Source organism: Shinella sp. HY16, from assembly GCF_028534175.1.
In the GTDB taxonomy this organism is placed as follows: Bacteria; Pseudomonadota; Alphaproteobacteria; order Rhizobiales; family Rhizobiaceae; genus Shinella.
Genome location: NZ_JAHYXL010000004.1, coordinates 45,595 through 70,517, shown reverse-complemented (window position 1 = coordinate 70,517; position 24,923 = coordinate 45,595). Strand labels below are relative to the sequence as shown.

The window sequence follows — 24,923 nt, the reverse complement described above, 5'->3', positions numbered from 1 at the left end:
GTCAGGCCGGGATCAAAACGGCGTCGCGGCTGTTCCAGCCGAGCGAAATGGCCTGCGCCGGCGCGATATCGCTGCCCGTGCCCGCATTGGGGATCTTGGCGACAAGCGTCGCATTCTCCCCGAAGCGGACATGCACCCGACGGTGGTCGCCGAGATAGATGACCTCGTCGACCGTTCCGGAAAAGCGGTTTGCGCAGGCGGCGGCCTGGTCGACATAGAGCCGTTCCGGACGCAGGGAGACGATGACGGGCTGGCCCTTCGAAAAGGCCGTGCTGCTGGAAACGCTGATGACCTGCCCGTCCTCCGTGCGCACGCCGTATTCGCCGCCGTCGCTGCTGCTGACGATCTTGCCGGTAAACCGGTTGTTTTCGCCGATGAAGCCGGCGACGAAGGCCGTCGCGGGACGCTCGTAGAGCTCGCTCGGCGGCGCAAGCTGCTCGATCCTGCCGGCATTGAACACGGCGACGCGGTCGGACATGGTCAGCGCCTCGGACTGGTCGTGCGTGACATAGACGACGGTGATGCCGAGGCGCTCGTGGAGATGCTTGATCTCGAGCTGGAGATGTTCGCGCAGGTTCTTGTCCAGCGCGCCGAGCGGTTCGTCCATCAGCACCACATCCGGCTCGAAGATGATGGCACGGGCGAGCGCGATGCGCTGCTGCTGCCCGCCGGAGAGCTGGGTCGGCTTTCTTTCGCCCATCGCCCCCATCTGGACCATGTCCAGCGCCCTTCGGACGCGGCCGGCCCGCTCTCCCTTCGCGATCTTGCGCACCCGCAAGGGATAGTCGAGGTTTTCGGCGACCGTGAGATGGGGAAAGAGCGCATAGTTCTGAAACACCATGCCGATATTCCGGCGATGCGGCGGCACGGCTTCCAGCGATCGCCCGTCGATCCGGATGCTGCCGGAACTCGGCGCCTCGAAGCCTGCCAGCATCATCAGGCTCGTCGTCTTTCCCGAGCCGGACGGCCCAAGCATGGTCAGAAACTCGCCCTTCGCGATGGTGAGGTTGAGATCATCGACCACGAGGCTGCGGCCGTCGTAGCTCTTGTCGATGTTGAGGAATTCGACGTAGTTGGAGGATGACATTCTGGTTCCCCTTTTTATCTGTCATTCAGCCGCGTGGACGGCGGGGCGGCGCTGCGCCCAGGGGCGCGCCTCTTCCAGTTGCGCCGCGAGCTGAAGCAATGTCGCCTCGTCGTCGAACCGGCCGGTGAACTGCGTACCGACGGGCAGGCCGTCGGCCGTCCAGGAGAGCGGCATGCTCATTGCCGGCAGGCCCGCCATGTTGGCGAAGGTCGTGAAGGCGAGAAACTCGAGAAAACGCTCCATGACCGCCTCTCCGCCATGCCTGTCGGCATCGAAATGGCCGAGTTCCGGCGGTGGCGTGCCAAGCGTCGGGGTCAGCCACACGTCGATGTCGAGCAGGAAATTCGCCAGCGTCCTGCCCGTCGTGTGGAACCAGTTGAGATCGACGAGATAGTCGGCCGCCGAAATCCGCGAGCCGACACCGTAGAGATACTGGTTGAAGCTCTCCACCTCACCCACGAGCGCAGACGGGGTCTCGCCGCGATTTCGCGCCAGCGCGGTGATCGCGCGTGTCGCCGTCATCGCCCAGAACCGCTTGTAGAGAGTGCTGTAGGTCTCCCCATCGATCGTCGGCGTGCATTCCACGACCTCGTGGCCGAGGCTTTCGCAAAGGCGTGCCGTATCGATCGTCGCCGCGACGCAGTCGGGATCGACCGCGGTGCCGAGCAGGGAGGCCGTGGTGAAGCCGATGCGCAGGCGGCGCGGCTTCATCCGGATCGCATCGGCATAGCGACCCGAGGGGGACGGTGCCGTGTAGGGGTCGCCGGGCATCGAACCCTGTGTGGCATCGAGAAGGGCGGCGCTGTCGCGCACGCTGCGGGAGAGGACATGTTCGTTGACGATCCCGCCCGTGCTGTCGCCGAGATCCGGCCCCAGCGTGATGCGCCCGCGCGAGGGTTTCAGTCCGAAGACGCCGCAGCACGACGCGGGGATGCGAATGGAACCGGCACCGTCGCCGCCATGTGCCGCCGGCACGATGCCCGCCGCCACCGCCGCGCCGGCGCCGCCGCTCGAACCGCCGCTCGACCGCGCGACGTTCCAGGGATTGCGCGTCGGGCCGAACAGCTTCGGCTCGGTGGTGCCCAGCGTGCCGAACTCACACAGGTTGGTCTTGCCGAACGTGCTGAGACCGGCCGCGCGGTAGCGGCACATCAGCTCGCTGTCCCGGGCGGGCACGAAGTTCCGGGTCAGCCGGGAGGCGCCGGTGGTCGGCACGCCCTTCATGTGACAATAGAGGTCCTTCACCAGGAACGGCGCCCCGGCAAAGAGGCTGTCCTTGCCCGCCTGCGCGGCTTCCGCACGCCCTTCGTCATAGAGCGGGGCGATGATGGCGTTGATCGCGGGGTTCACCTTTCCAGCACGCCGGATGGCCGCCTCGACCAGCTCCCCGGCCGTGACCTGCCCCGACTTTACGAGATCCGCCTGCGCGGTGAGGTCCAGATTGACAAAATCATCCATCGTCACGCCCTCACGCTGCAAGCCGGGCGGCGGCATCGTCGAGCGCCGCCGCTATCCCGTCGACGAGCTGGTCGACTTCCTCAAGCGTCATGACGAAGGGCGGACAAATCGAAATGACGTCGCCCATGTTGCGGATCATGACGCCGTGCGCCCGGCAGCGCTGCTCGACAAGCGCGCCGACCTTCAAGGCCGGATCGAAGGGTGCGCGGCTTGCCTTGTCGGCCACCAGCTCGATGCCGGCAAGGAAACCGGTCCCCCTGACCTCGCCGACGAGCGCATGGCTCGCAATCCGCGCGTCGAGCGCGGCGAAGAGCCGGCGGCCGAGTTCGGCGGCCCGGCCCGGGGCATCCATTTCCTGATAGATGCGCAGCACATCGGCCGCCACCGCGGCGGTGACCGGATGGCCGGAATAGGTGAAGCCGTGGCCGAAGACCCCGATGCGGTCGGCCTCGTCGGCGATCGCCTGATAGATGGGATCGCCGATCACCGCCGCGGCGATGGGCAGGTAGCCGGAGGACAGTCCCTTGGCGACCGACATCATGTCCGGAACGAAGCCGCAGGCCTCGGACCCGAACCACTTTCCGGTTCGCCCGAAGCCGGAAACGACCTCGTCCGCAAGAAGCAGGATGTCGTGCTTCGTCAGAAGCTGCTGCAGCGCCGGGAAGTATCCCGGCGGCGGCGTGACAACACCGCCCGCCCCCATGATCGGCTCGGCGATCATCGCGGCGATGGTTTCCGGCCCTTCCGCCTCGATCAGGGTTTCCAGCGCAGCGATCAGCCGGGCGCAATAGGCCTCCTCGCTCTCGCCCGGCAGGGCGTTGCGATAATAGTGCGGCTTCTCGGTATAGATCACGTTGAGACCCGGCATGTTGAAGCTCTCGTGCATGTGCGGCAGCCCGCCAAGGGCCGCCCCCATGATCGTGCTGCCGTGGAAGGCGCCCTTGCGGCTGATGATCTTGCGCTTGCCGGGCTTGCCGCGTGCAACATTGTAGTACCAGGCCAGCTTGACCATCGTGTCGTTGGCTTCCGAGCCCGAATTCACGAGGAAGACCTTGCTGCCCGGGATGGGGGAAAGCGTCGCGATCTGCTCGACGACATCGACTGTCGGGTCGTTCGAGCGGTGATTGAACGTGTGGTAGGTGGCGAGCCTGCGCATCTGGCTCGCCGCCACATCCGCAAGACGCTCGTTGCGAAAGCCGAGCGAGGCGCACCACAGGCCTCCCATGCCTTCGAGATAACGATTCCCCATCTCGTCGACGACGTAGCAGCCCTCCCCCGCCGTGATCACCAACGGGCCTTCGGCCTCGTGCCTGCGCGGGTTGGTCTGGGAATGGAAGTGGTACGCCATGTCGCGCGCCCGCAGCGAGTTGTGCAAGGTAGCCTCCGGAACCGTGTTTGCTATTTTATAAGTTATAAGTTATCAGAAAACGCATGCAAGCGAATTTCACCGGAGACGGGAAACTTTTTGCGGCGTCCCACCGTCGCGTCGAGCGATAAGATATAAGCGATTGGCGGCCCCCAGCATTTCAGCTAGAGCTGCAACAAAGATCAGGAGAAGTCCCATGAGCGTTATGGAGATGCAGCCCGGCGAAGCGGGCAGCCTGTCCGCCCGGATCTACAACAAGGTGCGGGAAGGCCTCATCGTCGGCAACTTCGCGCCGGGCGACCGCCTCCTCATGCAGGATCTCGCAGAACAGCTCGGGACCAGCGTCACGCCGGTGCGCGAGGCCTGCCTGCGGCTGGTCAGCGAACAGGCGCTGGAACTGCGTTCCGGCCGTTTCGTCACGGTGCCGGACCTCAGCCGCGCCCGCTACATCCAGATCAAGCTCATCCGCATGGCGCTCGAAGGGATGGCGGCAGAACATGCCACCGACCACGTGACCGCGGCCGATCTCGCGCAGCTCGAAGACTTCCACGCCGCCTTCGTGAAGAACGAAAAGGCCGGCAATTTGGAGGCGGCGCGCTCCGCCAACCGGGCCTTCCACTTCGGTGTCTACCGCCTCTCGCGCATGCCGATGCTGGTCGGCCAGATCGAGAGCATGTGGGTCTCGATGGGCCCGATCCTCAATGTCTACTACCGGGAAATCCCGCACGGCTATACCGGTGCGGAGGAACACGACCATCTCATCGAGGCGCTCAGGGTCGGCGACAAGAAGAAGGCCCGCCTGGCCATCGAGAACGATATCCAGCGGGCCTCGCCCAGTCTCCTGCGGTACTTCGAGGAACGCGGCGCCGCGTGAAACCGGCGCCGGAGAAATCTCAGACCTGCGCGATGCGCGGGGTGCGCAAGCCGGCGGTTTCCCCGCCGTCCACGGTCACCACCGTGCCGTTGACATAGGTCGACTGATCCGACAGCAGCCAGGCGACGACATCCGCCACCTCCTGCGGGGCGCCGAAACGGTTGGCGGGGATGCGCAGTTCGAGCTGTTTCTTGCGCAGCGCGTCGCTCATGATCTTGCCCATCATGCGCGTTTCGATCTGGCCGGGGCAGACCGCGTTGAAGCGCACCTCCTCGCCGAACTCCAGCGCCAGCGCCTGGGTGAGGCCGATGACGGCAGCCTTCGAGGCGCAGTAGACGGCAAGCCCTTCCTCGCCGGTCTTTCCGGCGATGCTGGCGATGTTGACGACCGATCCCCTGCCGCGCCGCAGGCCTTCCAGCGCATGGCGAATGAAAAGGAACGTGCTGCGGGCATTGACCGCAAGCACCTCGTCCCAGTCGTCCTGCGTGGCGGAAGCGAAGGAGATGCGCTTCGACATGCCGGCATTGTTGACGAGGCCCGAAAGCGCGCCCCCGCCAAGGTCGAGCGCCCGGTCGATGACACGCCGGCAATCCTCCTCGCGGCTGACATCGCCGGGCACGAAGGTGACGCCGGGAGCGATATCCTCGAGCGCCCTGCCCGCCTCGGCATCACGGCCCGTCGCCACCACGCGGGCGCCGTCCGATGCAAGCTTCTCCACGCAGGCCCGCCCTATCCCGTGCGTGGCACCTGTCACGATGATCATTTCCAGTCACTCCACAAAGCATGTCCAGCCGGAGCGACAACGCTCCGGCATCGACTGATAAAGTAAAACAAGGTTCCGGCACCTAGCTGTTGCCGGTCGAACGGTGCGCCGCCGCGCGCTTCTGGGCCAAGGCCCCGCCCCCCATCAGGACGATGGAGATGATCACGAGCAATGTCGACATCGCCAGGATAGACGGATCGATATTGTCCCTGAGGCCATCGAACATCTGGCGCGGCAGCGTGCGCTGGCCCGGACCGCTGATGAAGAGCGCGACGACGACCTCGTCGAACGAGAAGACGAAGGCGAAGAGCGCGCCCGAGATGACGCCCGGCGCGATGAGCGGCAGCGTCACCGTGCGGAAGGCATGGACCGGGCTCGCACCGAGGCTTGCCGCCGCCCGGACGAGGTTCATGTCGAAGTTCTTCAGCGTGGCGGTGACCGTGATCAGCACGAAGGGCACCGCCAGGACCGCATGGGCGAGAACGAGGCCCAGGAAGGTCGCGACGAGGCCCAGCTTGGCGAAGAAGAAATACATGCCGACGCCGCTGATGACGACGGGCACGATCATCGGCGAGATCACCACCGCGAGGATCATCGACCGGGCGGGAAGCCGGCCGCGCGACATGCCGAGCGCCGCCAGCGTGCCCAGCACCGTCGACACCAATGTCGCGCCGGCGCCGATGATCAGGCTGTTGAGGAGCGCCGACATCCAGGGCTGCGGCTGCAGGATCTTCTCATACCATTGCAGCGAAAAGCCCGGCAGCGGATAGGACAGGAAGTTGGCCGAACTGAAGGAGATCGGGATGATCACGAGCGTAGGTCCGATCAGGAAGATCATCGCAAGGCAGCAGAAGGCGATCTGCACGCGTCTCAAGGCAACAGGCATCTCTCACTCCATTCCGACGATGCGGCCGATGCCGACGATCCGCCCGACAACCGCGTAGAGCGCGAGGATGCAGGTCAAAAGCAGGACGCCGAGCGCGGCGGACATGCCCCAGTTGATCGTGGTGTTGGCATAGAAGGCCACGAAGTAGCTCAGCATCTGGTCCGATGCGCCGCCGACGAGGGTGGGCGTGACGTAGTAACCGGCGGAGATGATGAAGGTGAGGAGACATCCCGCGCCGACGCCCGGCAGCGTGAGCGGCAGATAGACCCTGAGAAACGTCGTGACGGGTCCCGCACCGAGCGAAGCGGAGGCTTTGACATAGGACGGCGAGATGCCCTTCATGACGCTGACCAGCGGCAGCACCATGAATGGCAGCAGGATATGCACCATCGCGATGTAGAGGCCGGTCCGGTTGAACACGAGTTCGAGCGGTGCATCCGTGATGTTCAGCGCCTGAAGCAGGCGGTTCACCACCCCCTCCTTCTGCAGGATGACGATCCAGGCGCTCGTCCGGACCAGAAGAGACGTCCAGAAGGGCAGGAGCACGCAGGCCAGCATGATCGCCGAGAACCGGCCGCCGATGGCGACGATGGCATTGGCGATCGGATAGGCGACGAAGAGGCAGATCACCGTGACCAGCGCGCTGATCGTCAATGTCCGCATCAGCGTCGAGAGAAACAGCCGCTCCTCCGGCGGGGCCATCTGCACACCGCCGTTCTCGCCGGGACGCAGGTCGACGGCCGAGAGCAGGTAAAAGGCCGTCAGCGGCGCGCCGTTGCGCTGGATGACCCGCCAGTAGGCCGGGTTGTCCCAGTTCGCGTCGATGGCGAGCAACTGGGCCTTTGCCGGCGCCTCCGGCGCCTTGCGGACCGTTCGGACCGTCTTGGCGAGAAGGCTGCGGAACCCGGTGATCTCGTAGTTCAGCCGGCGGCCCGCCTCCGCCATGATCTTGGGATCAGCGCCTGCCCGGATATCGGCGACCAGCGCCTCGAAGGCCGCATCGGACGGCGTATCGCGCCCGTCCCAGTCCTCCAGAGAGGAAAGCGTCGCCGGAAACGCCGTGCGGACCTCGGGATTGTTGATGGCATGGAACAGCATGGTGCCGAGCGGCAGCACGAAGGCAAAGACGATGAAGGCGACGAGAGGACCGATCAGGACGAGGCTGACGATCGTCTGCCGCCGCCTGTCGGCGCGAAAGCCAGTGGCAAGGGCGGAAACCCGCCCTTGCTGGCCGTCGGCCGCGCCGATGCGCGGCCGCAGGAGAACATCCGACGTCATTGCGCGCGCCATGTCGCAAATCTCGCCTCGAGCGCCTCGCCGTGGTCGGCCCAGAACTCCGTGTCGAGCGCCACCGCCGCGGTCATGTTCGCCTCGGTCGTCGGAAGGTCCTTGGCGATCTCCGGCTTGACGCCGCGAATGGCCGCGAGATTGGTAACGCCATAGGCGATATGCTGCGGGAAGGTCGCCTGGGCGCTCTCGGTCGAGGCGAAGGCGATGAACTTCTCCGCATTTTCCCGGTTGGGCGAACCCTTTACGATGCCCCAGTAGTCGATGCCGAAGACCTGACCGTCCCAGATGAGGGCGAAGTCCTTGCCGGAGGCATTCGCCGCCGCGACGCGGCCGTTGAAGGTCGCCGTGGCGACGACGTCGCCGGCGGCAAGACGCTCGACGGATTCCGCGCCCGTCGTCCACCAGAGGATCGACGACTTGATCTCATCGAGCTTGGCAAAGGCGCGGTCCTGGCCCTCGTCCGTCGCAAGCACGTCATAGACCTCGTCCTTGGTAACCCCGTCCGCAAGGAGCGCGATTTCGAGGGTCATCTTCGCCGTCTGGCGGAACCCGCGCTTGCCGGGCCATTTCTCGACATTCCACAGGTCGGCCCAGTTCTTTGGCCCGTCCGCCAGCTTCGCCTTGTCATAGCTCGGCACCATGGACCAGACGAAGGCGCCGACGCCGCAATCGCTGTAGGCTTCGGGAATGAAGTCCTCCCGCTTGCCGATCCTGCTCCAGTCCAGTTCCTCGAAAAGACCTTCGGCGCAGCCCGACAGGAGCGTGTTCTGCTCCACCTGCATGACATCCCAGGAGACGCTGCCGCTGTCGACCATGGCACGCACCTTGGCCATCTGCCCGGAATAGGAATCTTCCGTCAGCGCCACGCCTGACGCCGCCGCGAAGGGTTCGAAAAAGGCCTTGCGCTCGGCGTCCTGCAGCACGCCGCCGGCCCCGACGACGGTCAGTTTGCCGGCATCGGCAAAGGCGGCGGAAGCCCCCGCCAGGACGGCGAGCATGCCCAGCCCGCCAAAAAACCCACGATAGGTCATGACATCCTCCCTTATTGTGCGACCCAGCGGTTGAAACGCTGCTGAAGTTCCTCTTCGTGATCCACCCAGAACGGCGTGCTGACGGCGAGCGCCCCCACCATGTTCTCCTCGGCCGTCGGAAGCTGCGGCTTGATGTCGGCGGAGATGCTGTCCATCGCCTTGGCGTTGGTCACGCCGTAGACCATCTTCTCGGCAAAGGCCTTCTGCGGCTCGGGGCTCGTCATGAAATTGACGATGTCGAAGGCTTGGTCTCTGTTGCCGCCCTTCGGAATGGCCCAGAAGTCCATCGCATAGAGCTGGTTGGTCCAGGACATCTTGAAATGCCGGCCCTGCTGGTTCGCGGCGATGACGCGCCCGTTATAGGCCGAGGTCATCGTCACCTCGCCGGAGGCCAGCCATTCCATCGGCTGCGCGCCGCTTTCCCACCACTGGATGTTCGGCTTGATCGCATCGAGCTTGGCAAAGGCGCGGTCCTGTCCCTCCTTGGTTGCCAGGATATCGTAGAGCTCCTCCGGCTTTGCGCCGTCTGCGAGCAGGGCGACTTCGAGCGTCATGCGCGCCTGCTTGCGCAGCCCGCGTTTTCCCGGCCATTTCTCGAGATTCCAGAAATCCGCCCAGGAGGCGACGCCGCTCGTCTTGTCACCGTCATAGGCGAGGATCTTCGACCAGACGAAGGCGCCGACGCCGCAATCGGACTTGGCCGGCGCGATGATGTCGGCGCTGTTCGGCAGACCGGCCCAGTCGAACGGCTCCAGAAGGCCCTGGTCGCAGGCGAGAATCATCTCGTTCTCGTCCATCTGCACGACGTCCCAGGTCGTCGTGCCGGTCTCGACCATGGCCTTCACCTTGGCGATGCCGCCCGTATAGGATTCCTCCAGAAGCGGCGCGCCGGCTTTCTCCTGATAGGGCTTGAAGAGCGTTTCGCGCATCGCTTCCTGCGTCGCGCCGCCGAAGCCGACGACGGTCAGGTCGCGGGACAGCGCCGGAGAGGCGACGACGAGCGCGGCGCTCGCCATCATTGCAAAAAACCGAGTTCTCATGGGTTCCCCTTTTGTGTTTGAGAGCGGGTTTGGAAAGATCAGGCCGCGACGGACCGGGCGAGGCCGGCCATGGTCGTGTCGATGAGTTCGAGCGTGTCGTCGAGGACGGCGCGGTCGTGGCTCAGCGAGAGGTAGAGGCGTTTGAGCTGGAGCGGCTGGAAGACCTGCCGGCCGGCGATCAGCGCGCGGCGGAAGCGCATGTCGAGATCGTTGTCGTTGCGCAGAAGATCCGTGTAGTCGCGGAATGCGCCGTCGAAGAAATAGACGAGCCAGACCGAGCCGAAGCCTGCGGCCTGCGCCTTCAGGCCGTGCCGTGCGATGATGCCGTCGATCTCGCTGCGCAGATAGGCGCCAAGCTCGAACAGCCGCTCATAGACGCCCGGTCTCGCCAGCTCCTCGATCGTCGCCTTGACGGCCGCCATCGAGGACGGCGTGCCGTTGAACGTGCCGCCCATGAAGACGGCGCCCTCGCCCGTGCGGCCCACCCGTTCCATGATCTCGCGCCGGCCGGCGACGAGGCCGATCGGATATCCGCTGGTCGCTGCTTTCCCGAAGGTGGCAAGGTCGGGCGTGACACCGACGATCGACTGGTAGCCGCCCAGCGCGTGCCGGAAACCGGTGATCACCTCGTCGAAAATGAGGACGACCCCGTGCTCGGCGGTGATCCGGCGTAGGTCGGAGAGGAACTGCGTCTCGGCAATCACCGCGCCCATATTGTGCGCGATCGGCTCCACGATGATCGCCGCCACCTCGCCCGGGTTTTTGCGGATGTAGTCCTCGACGGCACCGGCATCGTTGTAGGGCAGGATGGCGGTGTGGCGGGCGGCATCGAACAGCATGCCATCGGACATCGGGTCGTAGGAGCCGAGCATCTGGCGGCTCGACTGGCCATTCATGGCGACATAATCGTGCCAGCCGTGATAGCCGCCCTGGAACTTGATGATCTGTTTCCGCCCGGTATAGGCGCGGGCAAGGCGAAGGGCATGGTAGGTCGCCTCCGAGCCACTGCTGCAGAAGGCCACCTGATCGGCGCAGGGGATCGCGTTTACGAGCAGCTCGGCCACCTCGACCTCCAGCTCCAGCACGCCGGCACCGATCAGATCGAGGTTTTCGGCCGTCTTTGCAATCGCGGCAGCGACGGCGGGCGGGCGATGACCGAGCACATTGGCGCCGAAGGCGCAGTGATAGTCGGTGTAGCGGTTGCCGTCCGCGTCATAGAGATAGGGGCCTTCCGCCCGGGCAAAGGCGATCGGCGCGCCGAGGCGCCGGCTGGGGCTCAACAGGCCGCCGGGAATGACGGCTTCCGCGCGCGCGGCGATCGTTTCGTTGTTCGTCGGCATCGGCATTCTCCTTACGCAAGGCTTTCAAGCGCCACGGCCTTGATGCCGTCGCCGTCCAGGCGGTAGTGCCTGTAGAGATGGGTGGGGGGGGCAATCAGGCTGTATTCGTCGCGAATGCCGTGCCTGACGAGGCGGGCGCCCTTGCCCTTTTCGGCCAGCACTTCCGCAACCGCACCGCCGAGGCCGCCGAGGATGTTGTGCTCCTCGACCGTCAGGATGACCCTGGAACGAGCCGAGGCCTCGATGATCGCCTCCTCGTCGAGCGGCTTGATCGAATGCATGTCGATCAAGCCGACGGAATGGCCGGCAGCATTCAGCTCCTCCATCGCGCGTCTGGCGCCATGCACGGGATAGCCCGCGGCGATGATGGTGATGTCCTTGCCGATGCCGTGCACGATCGCCTTGCCGAGTTCGAAGGTGACACCGTTCTCGTAGACGACCGGATCATGGCCGCGGTGGATGCGGAAATAGATCGGAAGCGGATAGTCGACGGTCGCCCTGAGGGCCGCATCGAGCGCCGGCCCGTCCGCCGTCGACACGACAGCGAGGTTGGCGATGCTGCGCATGATGGCGATGTCTTCGGTCGCGTGATGGGAGGTTCCGTAAAAGCCGAGCGAAATACCGGTGTGATGCCCGATCAGACGAACCGGCTGCCTGCAATAGGCGACATCCATGCGGATCTGCTCGCAGCACAGAAGCGCGAGGAACGAGGCGAAGGTCGCGACATAGGGAATGACGCCGGTCGTCGCCATGCCGGCGGCCGCCGAGACCATGTTCTGCTCGGAAATGCCGAACTGCACGAAACGCTCCGGATAGCGCTGGGCGAAGGCGGAAAGGCCGTTGGAATATTGCAGGTCCGCCGTGCCCGCCATGACGGGGTGGCCGGCCTCGGCAAGGGCGATGAGCGCATTCGACAGCGTGGGGAGCGAAGGCGCGCGGCGGTTGATCTCGCGGTATTGCCACGAGTCCTTGGAAAGCAGCTGGGTCATTGGGAGATTACCGTGTTCAGGATCGTTTCGCGGGCCTTGGCTTCGTCTTCCGCGCCGAGATAGCCGAGATGCCAGCCGGGTTCGGTTTCCATGTAGTCGATGCCCTTGCCCTTCACCGTGCGGGCGATGATGCAGCAGGGTTTTTCGCGCGTGCGATCGGCCTTGACGGCGCGCAGCAGCGTCGTCAGCGCCGCAAGGTCATGGCCGTCGACGGTGTGGACCTCCCAGCCGAAGGCGCGCCATTTCTCGTCGAGCGGTTCGATCGCCAGGACGTCGTCGACCTTGCCGTCGAGCTGGTAGCCGTTGCGATCGACAATCGCGACGAGGCTGGAGAGGTTGTGTGAAGCAGCGGACAAGGCGGCTTCCCAGACCTGGCCCTCCTGCATTTCCCCGTCACCGAGCAGGACGAAGGCATTGAAATCCCGTTTCTGAAAGCGTGCGCCAAGCAGCATGCCGACGCCGTTCGACAAGGCATGCCCGATGGAACCGGAGCTGAAATCGACGCCGGGAACCTTCGTCATGTCGGGATGGTCGCCGAGGGGGCTGCCGAGCCGCGTATAGCTTTCAAGCCATGCGGGATCGAAGAAGCCGAGATCGGCGAGAATGGGGAAAAGGCCGACGGCCGCATGGCCCTTGCCCATCAGGAAGCGGTCCCGGTCGGCCCACGCCGGCTCGCCCTTTCGAAGCCGCATCACATCGTAATAGAGCGCCGCAAAAATCTCCGCGCAGGAGAAGACGGAGGTGTAGTGGCCAACCTTGGCGATCGAGATCAGCCGAAGCGTCTCGAGCCGGATGAAGCGCGCACGCTCCTTAAGGAAGGCAAGCTGTTCGCCGGACAATAGGTCATCGTTGCGCGCCACCGAAAGGTGGCCGCCTGGAGTCTGTCGCACTGACAAGGATCTGCTCCCGCTGTTTTCTAACTTATAAGTTATAAGATATAGAAAACCGGCAGACGCGCAACAGTTTTTTGCGCCGGCAGCGCATTCCGCCACACACCCGTCGCAAGCGCCTTCATCCGGCGGACGAGAATAGATTGACCGGTCGTTCGGTTAATAGTAATTGTTGCCGCGCGCCATGGAGGATGGCGCCGATTGTGAACATGCCAGGAGGAAAGAATGTTCCACACCCGCCGGCCGGCGCTTGCCGCTTTCCTGATCTCCGCCGCGCTTATGCCGCTCGCTCCCGCCGCCGCCCTCGCCGCTTCCGATGTCGAGATCATCCGCGACAACTGGGGTGTGCCCCATGTCTATGCCGGTGACGTCTATGGGCTCTATGCCGGCTTCGGTTATGCCGTGGCGACCGACCGGCTCTTCCAAATGGAGATGTCGAAGCATTCCGTTCTCGGCAAGGTTTCGCAGGTGCTCGGCGCGGACCATCTCGGCTACGACATCGCGACGCGGGCCGATTTCGACCATGCCGATATCCGGGCGCAGATCGAGGCCCTGTCGAAGGAAGAACGGGACATCCTGCGCGGCTATGCCGCCGGCTACAACAAGCGCGTCGCCGAGGTTCTGGCCGACCGCAGCCGGCTGCTGCCGAAGGAGTTCAGCGATTTCGGGATCGAGCCGACGACCTGGAGCGATTTCGACGTCGCGATGATCTATGTCGTGACCATGGCCGGCCGCTTCTCGCACTACTCGACCGAGCTCGACAACGCCAAGGTTCTGGCAAAACTCGAGAAGCAGCACGGCAAGGAGAAGGCCGCCGAACTCTTCGACCAGATGTTCTGGCTGGAGGACCCGCTTGCCCCGACGACCGTGCCGAAGGGCGGCCAGTATCAGATCAGGGCGGAAAACAAGCCGTTCTTGGATGGCACGCGTTTCAGCGCCCTCGCCGACCGGAGCGTTCCCGGTGGAGACGAAGCGCGCCCCCGCGCCTCGAACCTCTGGATCCTCGGACCGAAGAAGACCACCGACGGCTCGACCATGCTGATGAACGGGCCGCAATTCGGCAATTTCAACCCGTCCTATGTCTATTCGATCGGCCTGCACGGCGCAGGCTTCGACCTGACCGGCTCGACGCCCTTCGCGGTGCCGAACGTGCTGTTCGGAACGAACGGCCAGATCGCCTGGGGCGCGACCGCGGGCCCGCTCGACGTCAACGACTACTTCCAGCTCGAACTCAATCCCGACAACCCGGCGCAGTACCGCAAGAACGGCACCTGGCACGACATGCGCGCCCGCCCGGAAACCTTCAAGGTCAAGGGCCAGGCCGACGTCGCCACCGTGGTCTATGAGAGCGACTACGGTGTCGTCAGCGAGATCGACCCGCAAAACCATACGGCCTACGCCTTCAACCGGACCTGGAAGGGCAGGGAAATCCAGACGCTGCTTGCCTGGGTCAACTCGACCAAGGCGCAGAGCTACGAGGACTGGTTGAAACAGGCGAAGAACGTCGCCACCACGATCAACTGGTACTACGCGGACAAGGACGGGAACATCGGCTACGTCTCGCCAGGCTATCTGCCGGTCCGCAATCCGGAGCAGGACCAGCGCGTGCCGGCCAGGGGCGACGGCTCCATGGACTGGCAGGGCATCCGCGCCTTCGCCGACGTGCCGAAGACCTACAATCCGGAGCAAGGCTGGATCGCCAACTGGAACAACCGTTCGGCCCATGGCGAGGTCGCCAACTTCGAGGCGACGCCCTGGGGGGCTTCGGACCGCGTCGATGAGATCGTCGCACTGATCACCGGCAAGGACAAGCTGACGCCGCAGGACGTCTGGGACATCAACGAGAACATCGCGTTTCTCGACATCAATGCCCGCGCGCTGCTGCCGTTCCTCTTCGAGGCAGCGGCAAAGCTTGCCGCCGATGACCCGCGCCAGGGCCTGGTCACGGTGCTGAAGGACTGGGACGGCCGCATGGTCCGGGGCGAGGACGGCCGCGCCACGGCGCCTGCCGTCGCGCTCTTCCAGCGCTGGGTCAAGATCATGGTGGCGGACGTGCTGATGGACGACCAGCCCGGCATCGACCCGACCGTCGCCCTCAACCGCATCTCACGCCCGACACAGGTGCTGCGCAACGCGCTTCTCGGGGACAAGGCCGGCATCCCGCAGCGCCACGACTTCTTCAACGGCGCCGACAAGAATGAGGTCATGCTTACGGCGCTCGGCAAGGCGGCAGCCGCCCTGACCGCGGAACATGGCAGCGACAAGCCCGAAAGCTGGCGCGCAGCGTTGCCGCAGCACCTCTTCGTCACCAAGAACTATCTTGGTATCGCGCAGGCCGGCGAGGATGCGGGCATCGAGGTCGGCACGACGATGAACCGCGGCACGCAGAGCGACCTCATCACCTTCAAGGACGGCACCGCCTCCGTCTGCATGGTGACGCCGCCCGGCCAGAGCGGCTTCATCAGCCCCGCAGGCCAGACGTCACCGCACTATGACGACCAGATCAAGCTTTACGAGACCTTTACCTGCCGTCCGCAGGCGCTGACACGCAGCGCGGTCGAGAAGGTAGCCGTCGAAACCCTGAAGCTGACGATCGACTGATATCCCGGATTGGCCGGCCCGGAAAGGCAAAGGAAACCTCCCGGTCGCGGTTCCACGAACCGCGACCGTCATTGGCCGACCGCCAACGTTCGCTCCTGGAGAACAGCCGACGCGTCATCTGCCGGCCAAGGCAGCCAGATCGTTGCCGCCGTCGTAGAAGCGGGATTGCGCCGCCTGCCCTACGAGATGATATCGAAGTCGCCCGCGGTCAGGTTCAGGCCCTTGTCGAGCACCCCGAACAGAACGGCCTTGCCGCTGCCGCTGCCATCGGCATCGTACCAGAGCTTCCCGCTTGCCTTGTCGTAGATGATGCGGTCGGAAGCATCCTGTGCCTTCGTGCCGGTGCTGAAAGCGCCCGAACTCAAATCGCCGACTTTCCCGGCTTTGAAAACATCGTCATCGAGAACGATCTTGTCTTTTTTCACCGAAAAATCGCCGATCGTATCGACATTGGTGGCGCCGAGTTTCGTGTTGAACACGAACATGTCCTTGCCGCTGCCGCCGACGAGAGCATCCTTGCCGGACCCGCCATAGAGCTTGTCGTCGCCGCCGGCGCCGTTGATCTTGTCGTTGCCGCCATTGCCGTTGATCGTGTTGTCGTCCGCGTTCATCCTTATCTGATCGTCACCGCTTCCGGCCCGGATGATCTCGACGCCCTCGAGCTCCATCCGGAAGACTTCGTCGACCTTATAGCCTCTGATATCGACATATTTGTCGTTGACGAGGATTTCCGGCTTGAGGCCCTGGAGCTTGCTGAAGTCCACGGTGTCCGTGCCGGTGCCGCCACTGAAATAACGCTCGTAGCTGTCCATGATTTCACGCACCGCGTAGGTGTCGTTTCCAGCTTCCCCGTAGCTCTTGTCGGACCCTCCGCTATCCACGATCGCGTCATCGCCGCTGCCGGCATGGATGACGTCGCTTCCCGATCCGCCGTCAATCGCATCGTTGCCGCTGCCGCCATCGATCTTGTCCTTGCCGGCGCCTCCCTTCATGGTGTCGTTGCCACCCTGACCCCACATGCCGTCGTCGCCGTTGCCGCCCGACATGCGGTCGCTGCTCTTGTCGTCGGCCTGTACCTCCCCGGGGATGGACCACTTCTGCGGCGTCATGGTCTTGCCCGTCGTGCCATCCCAGGTGAGGGTCAGGGCCTCGCCGAACCAGTCTCCGCGCAGCTTGGTTTCCGTTCCGCCATACATCAGATCGTTGCCGTTGCCACCGTCCATCACGTCGCCGCCATAGCCGCCCTGCATGAGGTCGTTGCCGTCCTCGCCTTTAAGAGTGTCGTTGTTCCACTCGCCATGCATGTAGTCGCCGCCGGCGCCGCCAAACATCTTGTCGTTGCCGCGCCCGCCGAGCAGCTGATCAGCCCCATCCTTGGCGCCAAGGCCGGAAATGTCCGACTTGCCGTAGCCATAGATGAAATCGTTGCCGTCCAGACCGACCGCAATATCCCGGCCCAGCCCGCCGAAAATCACATCCGCAGCCTTTCCGGTCCAGGCGAAATCATTCCCGTCGCCGGCCAGGACCTCGACCGGCTCCGTCGCATCGGAAGCCCTGAACAGCTCCGGCCGGTCTCCGATACCCTTCAAGTTCAGGAGCGTGCGCAGCTTGGGATGGTGCAGCATATCGACCTGATAGGTGCCGCTGAAATCGCTGATGCTCCAAACCTGGAAGGAAATGACATCGAGGCCTTCGGGTATGATCAGGGAACCGCGCGTCTTTTCATTGCTCAGAAGATGCGTGTTGTAATTAAGCCCAAACGTTTTTAGATATTCATATGTATATGCGCCAAACCTAATAGAAAGATCCGTGCCGGAAGAGCCAAAAAAAGAAACGAAAAGCTCATCTCCAGCCTTTAGGCCGGAGGCCTCCAGATCAAGAACAAAGTAATCTGCGCGATCATTTCCAAGATAATCATCGATAGACCCTATAAATCTACCGACAACGTCTTTACCAATCTTAAATACCGGATAAAACTCCCCATTACTCGAGAACGCATCGTTGTCAAAAGTGTCTCTTCCGGTAAGTTCGGAATATTGCTGAACGGTCGCCATCTACCACCCTCATCCCAACGGCATCGCCCACCAGCGACACACCCCACCTATAGTATCCTGGCTGCAGAATATCCTGTCAACGCGACAACAAAGGGACGGAATATTCTTTCCCACTCCAAAGCAACATGCGCGGCAGGCCTGGCGCCGTATGCATCGCGTCGGACGAGGTTATGGCAATTGCACAATACCGGACAGCGGCAGGGCATGAACAAGGCCGCCAAGGTCAATCGGTTGAGAAGCTTGATCCCGGATTGCGTCAGAGCAGGCGCGCGCGGAAAATACGACATCTCGGACACAATCGCCCTGCTCTACGGCCGGATAGCGAAGGCCCGGCCACGGCCGGATACAGAAGCGGGCGCTACATCACCTGACGAGGTGGCCAAGTGGTGAGCGCCGGGCGCTTCAGCGAACGTTCCGTCACCGGGCACCCCTCCTGGATTCTGGTCCAGGACGAGACGTTGAGCTTCATTTCGCAGCGCGCGAGATAGGAGCCGCCATCGACCCTCAGACAGGCTGTCTGGCCGAGCTCGAACATCACGCCGCGATTTCGGCATTTGCAATTGTGGGCATCCGCCATGGTGGGGGTCAAGGCCATGGCCAAGCCGGCAACGAGCACTCCGATACGCATGGTAGAGGCTCCTGACGATAGACCGCCAGCTTACACCTGACCGCCGGTATCGTCAAAACAGCCCTCCCACCGGCAATCCCGGCACTCTTCAAACAGGGCGACCAAGGCGTCCGTCCGGGCCAACCTCGTCGGAGGACCGGCACGAAGCGGGGAAATTCGCGAATGCGGATGTGATCGGGCCGGTTTCGATATGCCACTTCGTTTCGTTCTCGCGGGCGCTCAGTTCGGCAACTCCCTGCGCAGGACGTCGATAAACGCCCGAAGGCCGGCGGGGACATGGCGACGGCCGGGGAAATAGAGGCAAAGTCCCGGAGCGGGCGGGCACCATTCCTCAAGGACCAGAACCAGGGTTCCGTTGTCCAGGTCCTCCTTGGCGACCGTTTCCGGCACATAGGCAATGCCCATTCCCGCGACCGCCGCTTCGACCATCATGCCGTTGTGGTCCAGCGTCAGAACCCCCTGCACATCGACGTTTCGGGTTTGTCCTTCCCTCTCGAATTCCCACCGATAGGGCGTGCCGCTTGGCAAGCGTTGACGTATGCATCGGTGGACAGCCAGATCGTCCGGGACAGCCGGCCGCGGACTGGCCGAAAAATAGTCCGGTGACGCGACGGCCACAAACCTTACGGTTCCGCCGAAGGGCACGGCGATCATGTCAAGCGGCACGGCCTCGGACAGACGAATTCCGGCATCGAAGCCCTGGGCGACGATGTCGACGAACCGTCCGTCAGCGGCAAGATCAAGTCGCATCTGGGGGTAGCGCTTCAGGAACTCGGGGACGACGTTCCGCATCAACAGCCGCGCAGCCGATTCCGGCGTAGTGATCCGCAACAGACCAGATGGCTCGCCCTGCCGTTCTGCAAGGTCGTCGAAGATCGTTTCCAGGTCGCCCAGAACCGGCATGAGTCTCGACAAAAGCTCTGCCCCGGCTTCGGTCAGCGCGACGCTGCGGGTCGTGCGGTTCAACAGCCGAAAATCCAAACGCTGCTCCAGCATCCGCACCGTATGGCTCAGTGCGGAGCGCGATACGCCGATCTCCGCGGCGGCACGGCTGAAACTCCGATGGCGGGCAACGGCAGCGAAGGCCAGCAGGTCAGGGAGGGGAGGCGTAATTGTCAAATTATGCTCACCAATTCATGCGATTTTTCATCGATACCGCATAACTCTCCCGTCCACCATATGGTCTGCGTCAACAAGGAGTTTGCTATGACGAAGACTTGGCTCATTACCGGTGCGGCGCGTGGTTTCGGCCGCAACATGACGGAGAAACTGCTCGCCCGTGGCGATCATGTGATCGCGACCGTCCGACGGGAAGGCTCTCTGGATCTCGGACATCCAAACCTGAACATCCTGAAAATGGACCTGACCGACGCCGGTTCGATACGCGCGGCAGCCAACGAAGCCTTCGCGGCGCAGCGTATCGACGTCGTCGTCGGCAATGCCGGCTATGGCCTGTTCGGGGCGGCCGAGGAACTGGCCGATGCGGCTATCGCACGCCAGATTGCCACGAACCTGGTCGGGGCCATCGATCTCGTTCGCGCGACCATCCCGCACTTTCGCGCCCAGGGCGGCGGGCGTTTCCTGCAGGTGTCCTCCGAGGGCGGCCAGGTGGCATATTCCGGCTTCAGCCTCTACCACGCGACCAAATGGGGCATTGAAGGTTTCATCGAGGCGGTGTCGCAGGAGCTCGCGGGCTTCGGGGTCGAGATGATGATCGTCGAACCGGGGCCGACACCGACCGATTTTGCCGCCTCCGTCGATTTTGCAACCGCCAGCCCCGTTTATGACGGCACGACCGTCGACGAGATCCGCCGCATCCTGTCGGGGATCGCCGGAGGAGGCGCAGGCGAAAGCTTCGCCAAGCTGGCCGACGTGGGACGAAGTGTCGATGCGATGATTGCTGTCGCAGACCAGGCTGAAATGCCGCGTCGTCTGGCACTGGGAAGCACGGCTTTCGGAAACATCCACAAAGCCCTGACGGCGCGCGTGGCCGAACTGGAAGCGCAACGGGACATGACGCTGTCGGCAGACTGAGTGAGAAACGCGCGCATGCGGGCGCGTGTGCACCTGTCGCCCGCTACAGCGTACACGCGTCCGATCTGCTTGCTTGTCGCGCATCGGTGGATGTGCCGGAGGTGATCCAAGCGGTTTGCAAGGCGGTCAAGAAGCCCGTCATCGTGGGAGGGCCATCGACCGGCCAAAACGTATCCACGCCGCCGTCAGCGGCAGGACGACCAGTCCTCTGTCCTGACGCACGGCGTTCCACAGGCATTGGGGTATTCGCTGAGCATCAGCACGACCCGGGGCGGTCCGAGGATCAACCGCTCGACATTCAGAGCAGGAAATCCGACGCCTTGAACGCGACAATATCATCGATGCGGATGGCGAAATCGGCTTTGCCGTTGCCATCGACATCTCCGTACAAGTAGGTGTCGCCGGACGCCGTGGCGATGCGAAGTTCTCCAGCTTCGTGGTGGAAACCAGTCGCACCGATGAAGCTGAAGGCCTGATCGCCGGCAAGCTTCGTGTTGGCGTCGATCACGGACAGGTTGATCTTGTCGCCCTGTATCTGGCTGAAATCGGTGATGGAGTCGCGACCGGACGCGCTGACGGTCGATTCCGTGATGGACTTGAAGACAAATTGGTCGGCACCCGTGCCGCCCGTCAAGCGGTCTGCGCCGATGCTGCCGCGCAGCTTGTCGCTGCCGGCACCGCCGTCCAGCTTGTCATTGCCCTTTCCACCATCGAGGTTGTCGTTGCCGCGCTCACCCCAGATTGTGTTTGCGGCCGCGTCGCCCTTGACGATATCGTTGCCGCGGCCGAGGATGATCGCTTCGATCGAATAGAAGTGCTGGAGGTCGCCCAGCGATCCCTTCGTCGTGCCGAGCTTGTCGCCCTTCATGGTTATGGCGAGGTTACCCGTGTAGGCGAAGTAGTCGAGCGTATCCCAGCCATCATCACCGTACATCAAATCCTCGCCGGGCGAGTAGACGAAACGGTCGTCGCCGCGAAGCCCGAAGAAGGTATTGGCGCCTGCATCCCCCGTTGCGACGTCGGTGCCGTTGCCGAGGATGACGGCCTCGATGGAATAAAGGTGCTTCGTATCGCCAAGCGAACCGGTGGCAATGCCGCGGCTTTCACCGTTAAGCGTCACCGTGACGTTACCGGTATAGTGAAAGTAGGACATCGTGTCCCATCCGTCGCCGCCATAGACGCTGTCGTTACCCTTGCTCCAGACGAACTTGTCGTCACCGCCCAGCCCTTTGTAGGTGTCGGTGGTGTCGGTGCCGTAGAGAAGGTCGTTGGAGGCAGTGCCGGTTATGGTGGCCATGGAGATGGGGCTTTCTCACAAACAGGCTGCAACGATTATCCGCAAAGCCGGAATTTGTGAACCGAAACCAGTATCTTAATGGCAGTTAAGCTTAACGCTCGCCAATGCGCCGGACTGTCTTTGGGGGGCAGAGCACGTCACTGGTAGACGGCAGCACAGAATTAAACGTCGGGCTTGCTCTGGCTTTCGAGGCTGTGAAGCAGTTTACGAAGCAAGGCGGAAAGCAGGTCTCGCTCGTCCCGGTTCAACGGCTGCAGAACCAGAAGCTCATTGGCCATGTCCGCCCTGAAGGCCTGTTCCGCCAGTTCTATTCCCCGCGGCAGCAATGTCACGACGACGCTTCGCCCATCGAGGTTCGACTTCTCGCGCCGGATGAGCCCGGTTTTCTCAAGCCGGCTCAGCCGATGCGTGAGGCCGCCCGAGGACAGCATCAGCGACGTATACATCTCGGTCGGCGTCAGCTGATAGGGTGGCCCGGCCCGGCGCAGCGTGCTGATCACGTCGAACTCACCGCGGTCGAGATCGAAGGCAGCGAACGTGTCCTCGATACCAGCAGCCACGAGGTTGGAGAGCCGCTTGGCCCGGCCGAGAATGGCCATGGGCTCCGTGTCGAGGTCCGGCAGCTCTCGTGTCCACTGGGCGCGCAGCCGATCGACGTGATCCTCTTGCGGCGCGCTGTCGCCGCGTACGCCGTAGCGTGCCCCCTCGCCTTCTTCCTTCATTGCCTGCCTCGTGTGTCGCTTAACTCCGCTAGCCGATCCTAGAGCAAGCGCCGCCCGCAATAAACTGTCTTTATGCAAAGATATATATCTTGACGGGAAGACAGTTTTGATGAAATATCTTCTCACAAAGACATTTGCACCCGCCGGCACGCCAATGGCAGCAGGAGACCAGAATGATCACGGTTCGCCGTCGCAAGGAGCCCGCCCCCGACCAGCGCCGCACCGTTCGGCTGGAAGGCCGCGAGATCGGAAGCCCGGTTTCACTTTTCCTTGTCGATGTCGAGCCCGGACGCGGTTCCGAACTGCACAGCCATCCCTACACCGAGACCTGGATCGTCCAGAAAGGCGAAGCGGAGTTCACGGTCGGCGAGGAGACTGTGCACGGCAGCGCCGGGGATGTCGTCGTCGGCCCCGCTCACGTTCCCCATCGCTTCACCAATGTGGGAACCGGGCGGCTGGAGATCGTCGCCATCCATCCGAGCGCAACCATTCAGCAGATCGATGTTCAAGGCGTCGCGCCCCGTCATTCCTGACGGCAGGAATACCCCAATCACGCAGCGGAGTGCTGCAGAACCAAGGATCATGGAAATGAACAAGCCCGTCATGCTCTGGACCGGCCGCACCCTGACCGGTCTCTTCACCCTGTTTCTCCTGGGTGCATCCATCACGCCAAAGCTGCTGGGAATGCCGGTCGCCGAAGAGACCCTGGCACAACTCGGCTGGCCAGCGGGCTATGCCTTCATGATCGGCGTGATCGAACTGACGTGCCTCGTGCTCTATCTCGTCCCGCCTGCGCGTCTGCTCGGTGCAATCCTGATGACGGGACTTCTCGGGGGAGCGATGGCGACGCAGATCAGGGCGGAAAGCCCGCTCTTCAGCCACATCCTGTTCAGCGGTTATCTGGGACTGTTCATGTGGGGTGGGCTCTGGCTTCGCGACCCGCGCCTGCGGGCCGTGTTCCCCTTCGCCAGCAATCCCCCGGACAGATCCGCCCCGCTCGGATCGGCCTCCCTGCACCCTTCCGGGCAGTGACCAAATCCGTGCGAAAGAGGCGTCATACGTCCTCATCGGGCGCGCACGCCGGCACGTTGCGACAAGCCGATCCCAACGCGAGAATGCGTCGCTATCAGGGACGAGAGGGCGTTAATTTCCTCGTGTGCGGCGGGATGAAGTTTGCGGTCGCTTTCGTATATCCGTCACGAGCAAACAAATTCACGTGGTTGCAAACGGGGCAGCTGGTCCAGCCGAATGCCCCCCGACAAATGGCGCGTGTCCAGCGGCGTTTTTCAAGCCGGGCATCCGGGGGATTGGTATTGGTACGGATCAAGCCAGAAGAATGCGTCGCAATCAAACTGTTCGAGCACATCGCTGGGATGGCTCTGGCCAATCGGGGCCTCGTGGCAGAGGCGGTTGAGCTGCGCCATGTTCGCGCCGGAGAAACCCTGTTCTCCCAGGACGAGGCGCATCCCTACGTTTATGTTGTGCGACAGGGCCTCCTGAAGCTCACCTATCTCAACAGGCAGGGCGAGGAATGGATCAAGTCCCTCGTGGCCGAAGGGCAGTTCTTTGCAAGCCTCTCCGCATTGCGATCCGGTCAGGCGAGTTTCTCCGTCAGCGCCATCGAAGCCTGCGTGCTGGAACGACTGCCTTTCACGCTGCTGGAGCAGATGGCCGATCGCGACCTGTCCTGGTCGCGCATGGTGCGGCACGCCCTGATGATCTTCGCCGAACGCAAGGAGCGCCGCGAGCGCCAGTTCCTGACGATGACCGCGGAAGCCCGCTACCGGCTGCTGCTCGATGAGGAGCCGCATCTGGTCGCACGCGTGCCGCAAAAGGATCTGGCCTCCCATCTCGGCGTCACACCCGTCGGCCTCAGCCGTATCGCAAGGCGTGTGCGGGAAAGCGGCCACGCGACTTAACCCGGGTTAATGCGGACTGCAGCCTCGTCGGCGATATCGGCTTCATCGCCGGATGGAGCCGACTATATGAGCCTGCCGCAACGCAAGTCCGACCACCTCCTGTTTCTTCGCTCATGGATCAGCCGACCCCTTCAGGTGGCAGCAGTCGCGCCGTCGAGCCGTTGGCTGGCCGATGCGATCACCGCTGAGGTGCCACGGGATGGTGGCCGCGTGCTGGAACTGGGCCCGGGTACAGGCGTCTTCACGCGTGCCCTCCTGCGACGCGGCATTCCTGAGGGCGCTTTGACGCTGGTGGAACGCGACCCCGCTTTCGCGCGATTGCTGCGATCCCGATTTCCGGCAGCCACCCTGCTCGAAGCCGATGCAGCGGCCCTGCCCCGCGATCAGTCCGGCTTTTCAGCGGCGATCAGTGGCCTGCCGCTGCTCTCCATGCCACGAGCACAGGTCGAGCGCATCCTCGCATGCGCCTTCGATCACATGGCGGATGGCGCCCATCTCTTCCAGTTCACCTATGGACCGCGGTGCCCTGTGCCTGATGCCATTTTGCTCGCCTTGGGCCTTACAGCGCGCTTTCGCAGCTTTGTGCCGATCAACCTGCCGCCAGCCAGCGTCTACCGGATCACGCGATTGCCGTTGCGGAAGTGACCGAAGGGA

23 protein-coding genes are annotated in these 24,923 nt (G+C 63.4%); 7 read left to right on the top strand and 16 right to left on the bottom strand.

Going from position 1 to position 24,923, the window contains the following annotated elements; translation table 11 throughout:
* Position 1: 1 nt before the first annotated feature.
* The 3 genes from K0P03_RS29375 to K0P03_RS29365 are packed head-to-tail and all read right to left on the bottom strand — an operon-like array spanning position 2 to position 3,920.
* The gene (locus tag K0P03_RS29375; protein ID WP_023517138.1) at positions 2–1,087 is read right to left on the bottom strand and encodes an ABC transporter ATP-binding protein; all 1,086 of its coding nucleotides are present in this window, start codon (positions 1,085–1,087) and stop codon (positions 2–4) included.
* 21 nt (positions 1,088–1,108) lie between these two features.
* On the bottom strand, positions 1,109–2,545 hold the full coding sequence (locus K0P03_RS29370) for an amidase (protein ID WP_272791435.1): 1,437 nt from the start codon (positions 2,543–2,545) through the stop codon (positions 1,109–1,111).
* A 10-nt stretch (positions 2,546–2,555) separates the two neighbouring features.
* Positions 2,556–3,920, bottom strand: a complete 1,365-nt coding sequence (locus tag K0P03_RS29365; protein WP_272791434.1) for an aminotransferase — start codon at positions 3,918–3,920, stop codon at positions 2,556–2,558.
* A gap of 187 nt (positions 3,921–4,107) precedes the next feature.
* Here K0P03_RS29365 and K0P03_RS29360 point away from each other — a divergent pair, with 187 nt between their 5' ends.
* Positions 4,108–4,785, top strand: coding sequence for a GntR family transcriptional regulator (locus K0P03_RS29360; RefSeq protein WP_023516860.1), 678 nt, complete (start codon positions 4,108–4,110; stop codon positions 4,783–4,785).
* Between the two features lie 19 nt (positions 4,786–4,804).
* Here the strand turns inward: K0P03_RS29360 and K0P03_RS29355 are convergent, their stop codons facing one another.
* From K0P03_RS29355 to K0P03_RS29320, 8 genes are all read right to left on the bottom strand, one after another.
* Positions 4,805–5,548 (bottom strand): SDR family NAD(P)-dependent oxidoreductase, encoded by a 744-nt coding sequence (locus tag K0P03_RS29355; RefSeq protein WP_272791433.1) that lies wholly within the window; start codon positions 5,546–5,548, stop codon positions 4,805–4,807.
* Between the two features lie 82 nt (positions 5,549–5,630).
* Complete coding sequence (locus K0P03_RS29350) at positions 5,631–6,434, bottom strand: ABC transporter permease (protein ID WP_272791432.1); 804 nt, start codon at positions 6,432–6,434, stop codon at positions 5,631–5,633.
* A gap of 3 nt (positions 6,435–6,437) precedes the next feature.
* Positions 6,438–7,724, bottom strand: coding sequence for an ABC transporter permease (locus K0P03_RS29345; RefSeq protein WP_272791431.1), 1,287 nt, complete (start codon positions 7,722–7,724; stop codon positions 6,438–6,440).
* The gene (locus K0P03_RS29340; RefSeq protein WP_130516723.1) at positions 7,709–8,755 is read right to left on the bottom strand and encodes an ABC transporter substrate-binding protein; all 1,047 of its coding nucleotides are present in this window, start codon (positions 8,753–8,755) and stop codon (positions 7,709–7,711) included. The genes K0P03_RS29345 and K0P03_RS29340 overlap by 16 nt, the downstream gene beginning before the upstream one ends.
* Positions 8,756–8,766: 11 nt before the next feature.
* The gene (locus K0P03_RS29335; RefSeq protein ID WP_272791430.1) at positions 8,767–9,795 is read right to left on the bottom strand and encodes a polyamine ABC transporter substrate-binding protein; all 1,029 of its coding nucleotides are present in this window, start codon (positions 9,793–9,795) and stop codon (positions 8,767–8,769) included.
* A gap of 38 nt (positions 9,796–9,833) precedes the next feature.
* Positions 9,834–11,135, bottom strand: a complete 1,302-nt coding sequence (locus K0P03_RS29330) for an aspartate aminotransferase family protein (RefSeq protein WP_272791429.1) — start codon at positions 11,133–11,135, stop codon at positions 9,834–9,836.
* 11 nt (positions 11,136–11,146) lie between these two features.
* On the bottom strand, positions 11,147–12,124 hold the full coding sequence (locus K0P03_RS29325; protein ID WP_272791428.1) for a transketolase family protein: 978 nt from the start codon (positions 12,122–12,124) through the stop codon (positions 11,147–11,149).
* Positions 12,121–12,984, bottom strand: coding sequence for a transketolase (locus K0P03_RS29320; protein WP_272791558.1), 864 nt, complete (start codon positions 12,982–12,984; stop codon positions 12,121–12,123). Before K0P03_RS29320 ends, K0P03_RS29325 begins: the two co-directional genes overlap by 4 nt.
* Before the next feature lie 255 nt (positions 12,985–13,239).
* Here K0P03_RS29320 and K0P03_RS29315 point away from each other — a divergent pair, with 255 nt between their 5' ends.
* Positions 13,240–15,615 carry a penicillin acylase family protein gene (locus K0P03_RS29315; RefSeq protein ID WP_272791427.1) on the top strand — a complete coding sequence of 792 codons (2,376 nt, stop codon included), beginning with the start codon at positions 13,240–13,242 and terminating at the stop codon, positions 15,613–15,615.
* A 179-nt stretch (positions 15,616–15,794) separates the two neighbouring features.
* Here the strand turns inward: K0P03_RS29315 and K0P03_RS29310 are convergent, their stop codons facing one another.
* The 3 genes from K0P03_RS29310 to K0P03_RS29300 form a co-directional block, all read right to left on the bottom strand.
* Positions 15,795–17,669: a calcium-binding protein gene (locus tag K0P03_RS29310; protein WP_272791426.1), complete on the bottom strand. Its 1,875-nt coding sequence runs from the start codon at positions 17,667–17,669 to the stop codon at positions 15,795–15,797.
* A gap of 358 nt (positions 17,670–18,027) precedes the next feature.
* Entirely contained in the window at positions 18,028–18,297 is a 270-nt protein-coding gene (locus tag K0P03_RS29305; RefSeq protein WP_130516734.1) for a hypothetical protein, read from the bottom strand.
* 219 nt (positions 18,298–18,516) lie between these two features.
* Positions 18,517–19,416 (bottom strand): LysR family transcriptional regulator, encoded by a 900-nt coding sequence (locus K0P03_RS29300; RefSeq protein WP_272791425.1) that lies wholly within the window; start codon positions 19,414–19,416, stop codon positions 18,517–18,519.
* On the opposite strand from K0P03_RS29300, the gene K0P03_RS29295 reads away from it, so the two are divergent.
* Positions 19,360–20,331 (top strand): SDR family oxidoreductase, encoded by a 972-nt coding sequence (locus K0P03_RS29295; protein WP_443020622.1) that lies wholly within the window; start codon positions 19,360–19,362, stop codon positions 20,329–20,331. The two genes, K0P03_RS29300 and K0P03_RS29295, sit on opposite strands and share 57 nt — an antisense overlap.
* Positions 20,332–20,629: 298 nt before the next feature.
* Here K0P03_RS29295 and K0P03_RS29290 read toward each other — a convergent pair whose 3' ends face one another.
* Both K0P03_RS29290 and K0P03_RS29285 read right to left on the bottom strand, forming a co-directional pair.
* On the bottom strand, positions 20,630–21,628 hold the full coding sequence (locus K0P03_RS29290; RefSeq protein ID WP_272791424.1) for a calcium-binding protein: 999 nt from the start codon (positions 21,626–21,628) through the stop codon (positions 20,630–20,632).
* Positions 21,629–21,789: 161 nt separating this feature from the next.
* A complete protein-coding gene (locus K0P03_RS29285) occupies positions 21,790–22,350 on the bottom strand; it encodes a MarR family transcriptional regulator (RefSeq protein WP_023512320.1) in 561 nt (186 codons plus the stop codon).
* A 173-nt stretch (positions 22,351–22,523) separates the two neighbouring features.
* On the opposite strand from K0P03_RS29285, the gene K0P03_RS29280 reads away from it, so the two are divergent.
* The 4 genes from K0P03_RS29280 (at position 22,524) to K0P03_RS29265 (ending at position 24,914) form a co-directional block, all read left to right on the top strand.
* On the top strand, positions 22,524–22,883 hold the full coding sequence (locus K0P03_RS29280) for a cupin domain-containing protein (protein WP_023512319.1): 360 nt from the start codon (positions 22,524–22,526) through the stop codon (positions 22,881–22,883).
* Between the two features lie 55 nt (positions 22,884–22,938).
* Entirely contained in the window at positions 22,939–23,382 is a 444-nt protein-coding gene (locus K0P03_RS29275; protein WP_023512318.1) for a DoxX family protein, read from the top strand.
* Between the two features lie 341 nt (positions 23,383–23,723).
* Positions 23,724–24,269 carry a Crp/Fnr family transcriptional regulator gene (locus K0P03_RS29270; protein ID WP_050744248.1) on the top strand — a complete coding sequence of 182 codons (546 nt, stop codon included), beginning with the start codon at positions 23,724–23,726 and terminating at the stop codon, positions 24,267–24,269.
* Positions 24,270–24,335: 66 nt separating this feature from the next.
* The gene (locus tag K0P03_RS29265) at positions 24,336–24,914 is read left to right on the top strand and encodes a class I SAM-dependent methyltransferase (RefSeq protein ID WP_023512316.1); all 579 of its coding nucleotides are present in this window, start codon (positions 24,336–24,338) and stop codon (positions 24,912–24,914) included.
* Positions 24,915–24,923: the final 9 nt, after the last annotated feature.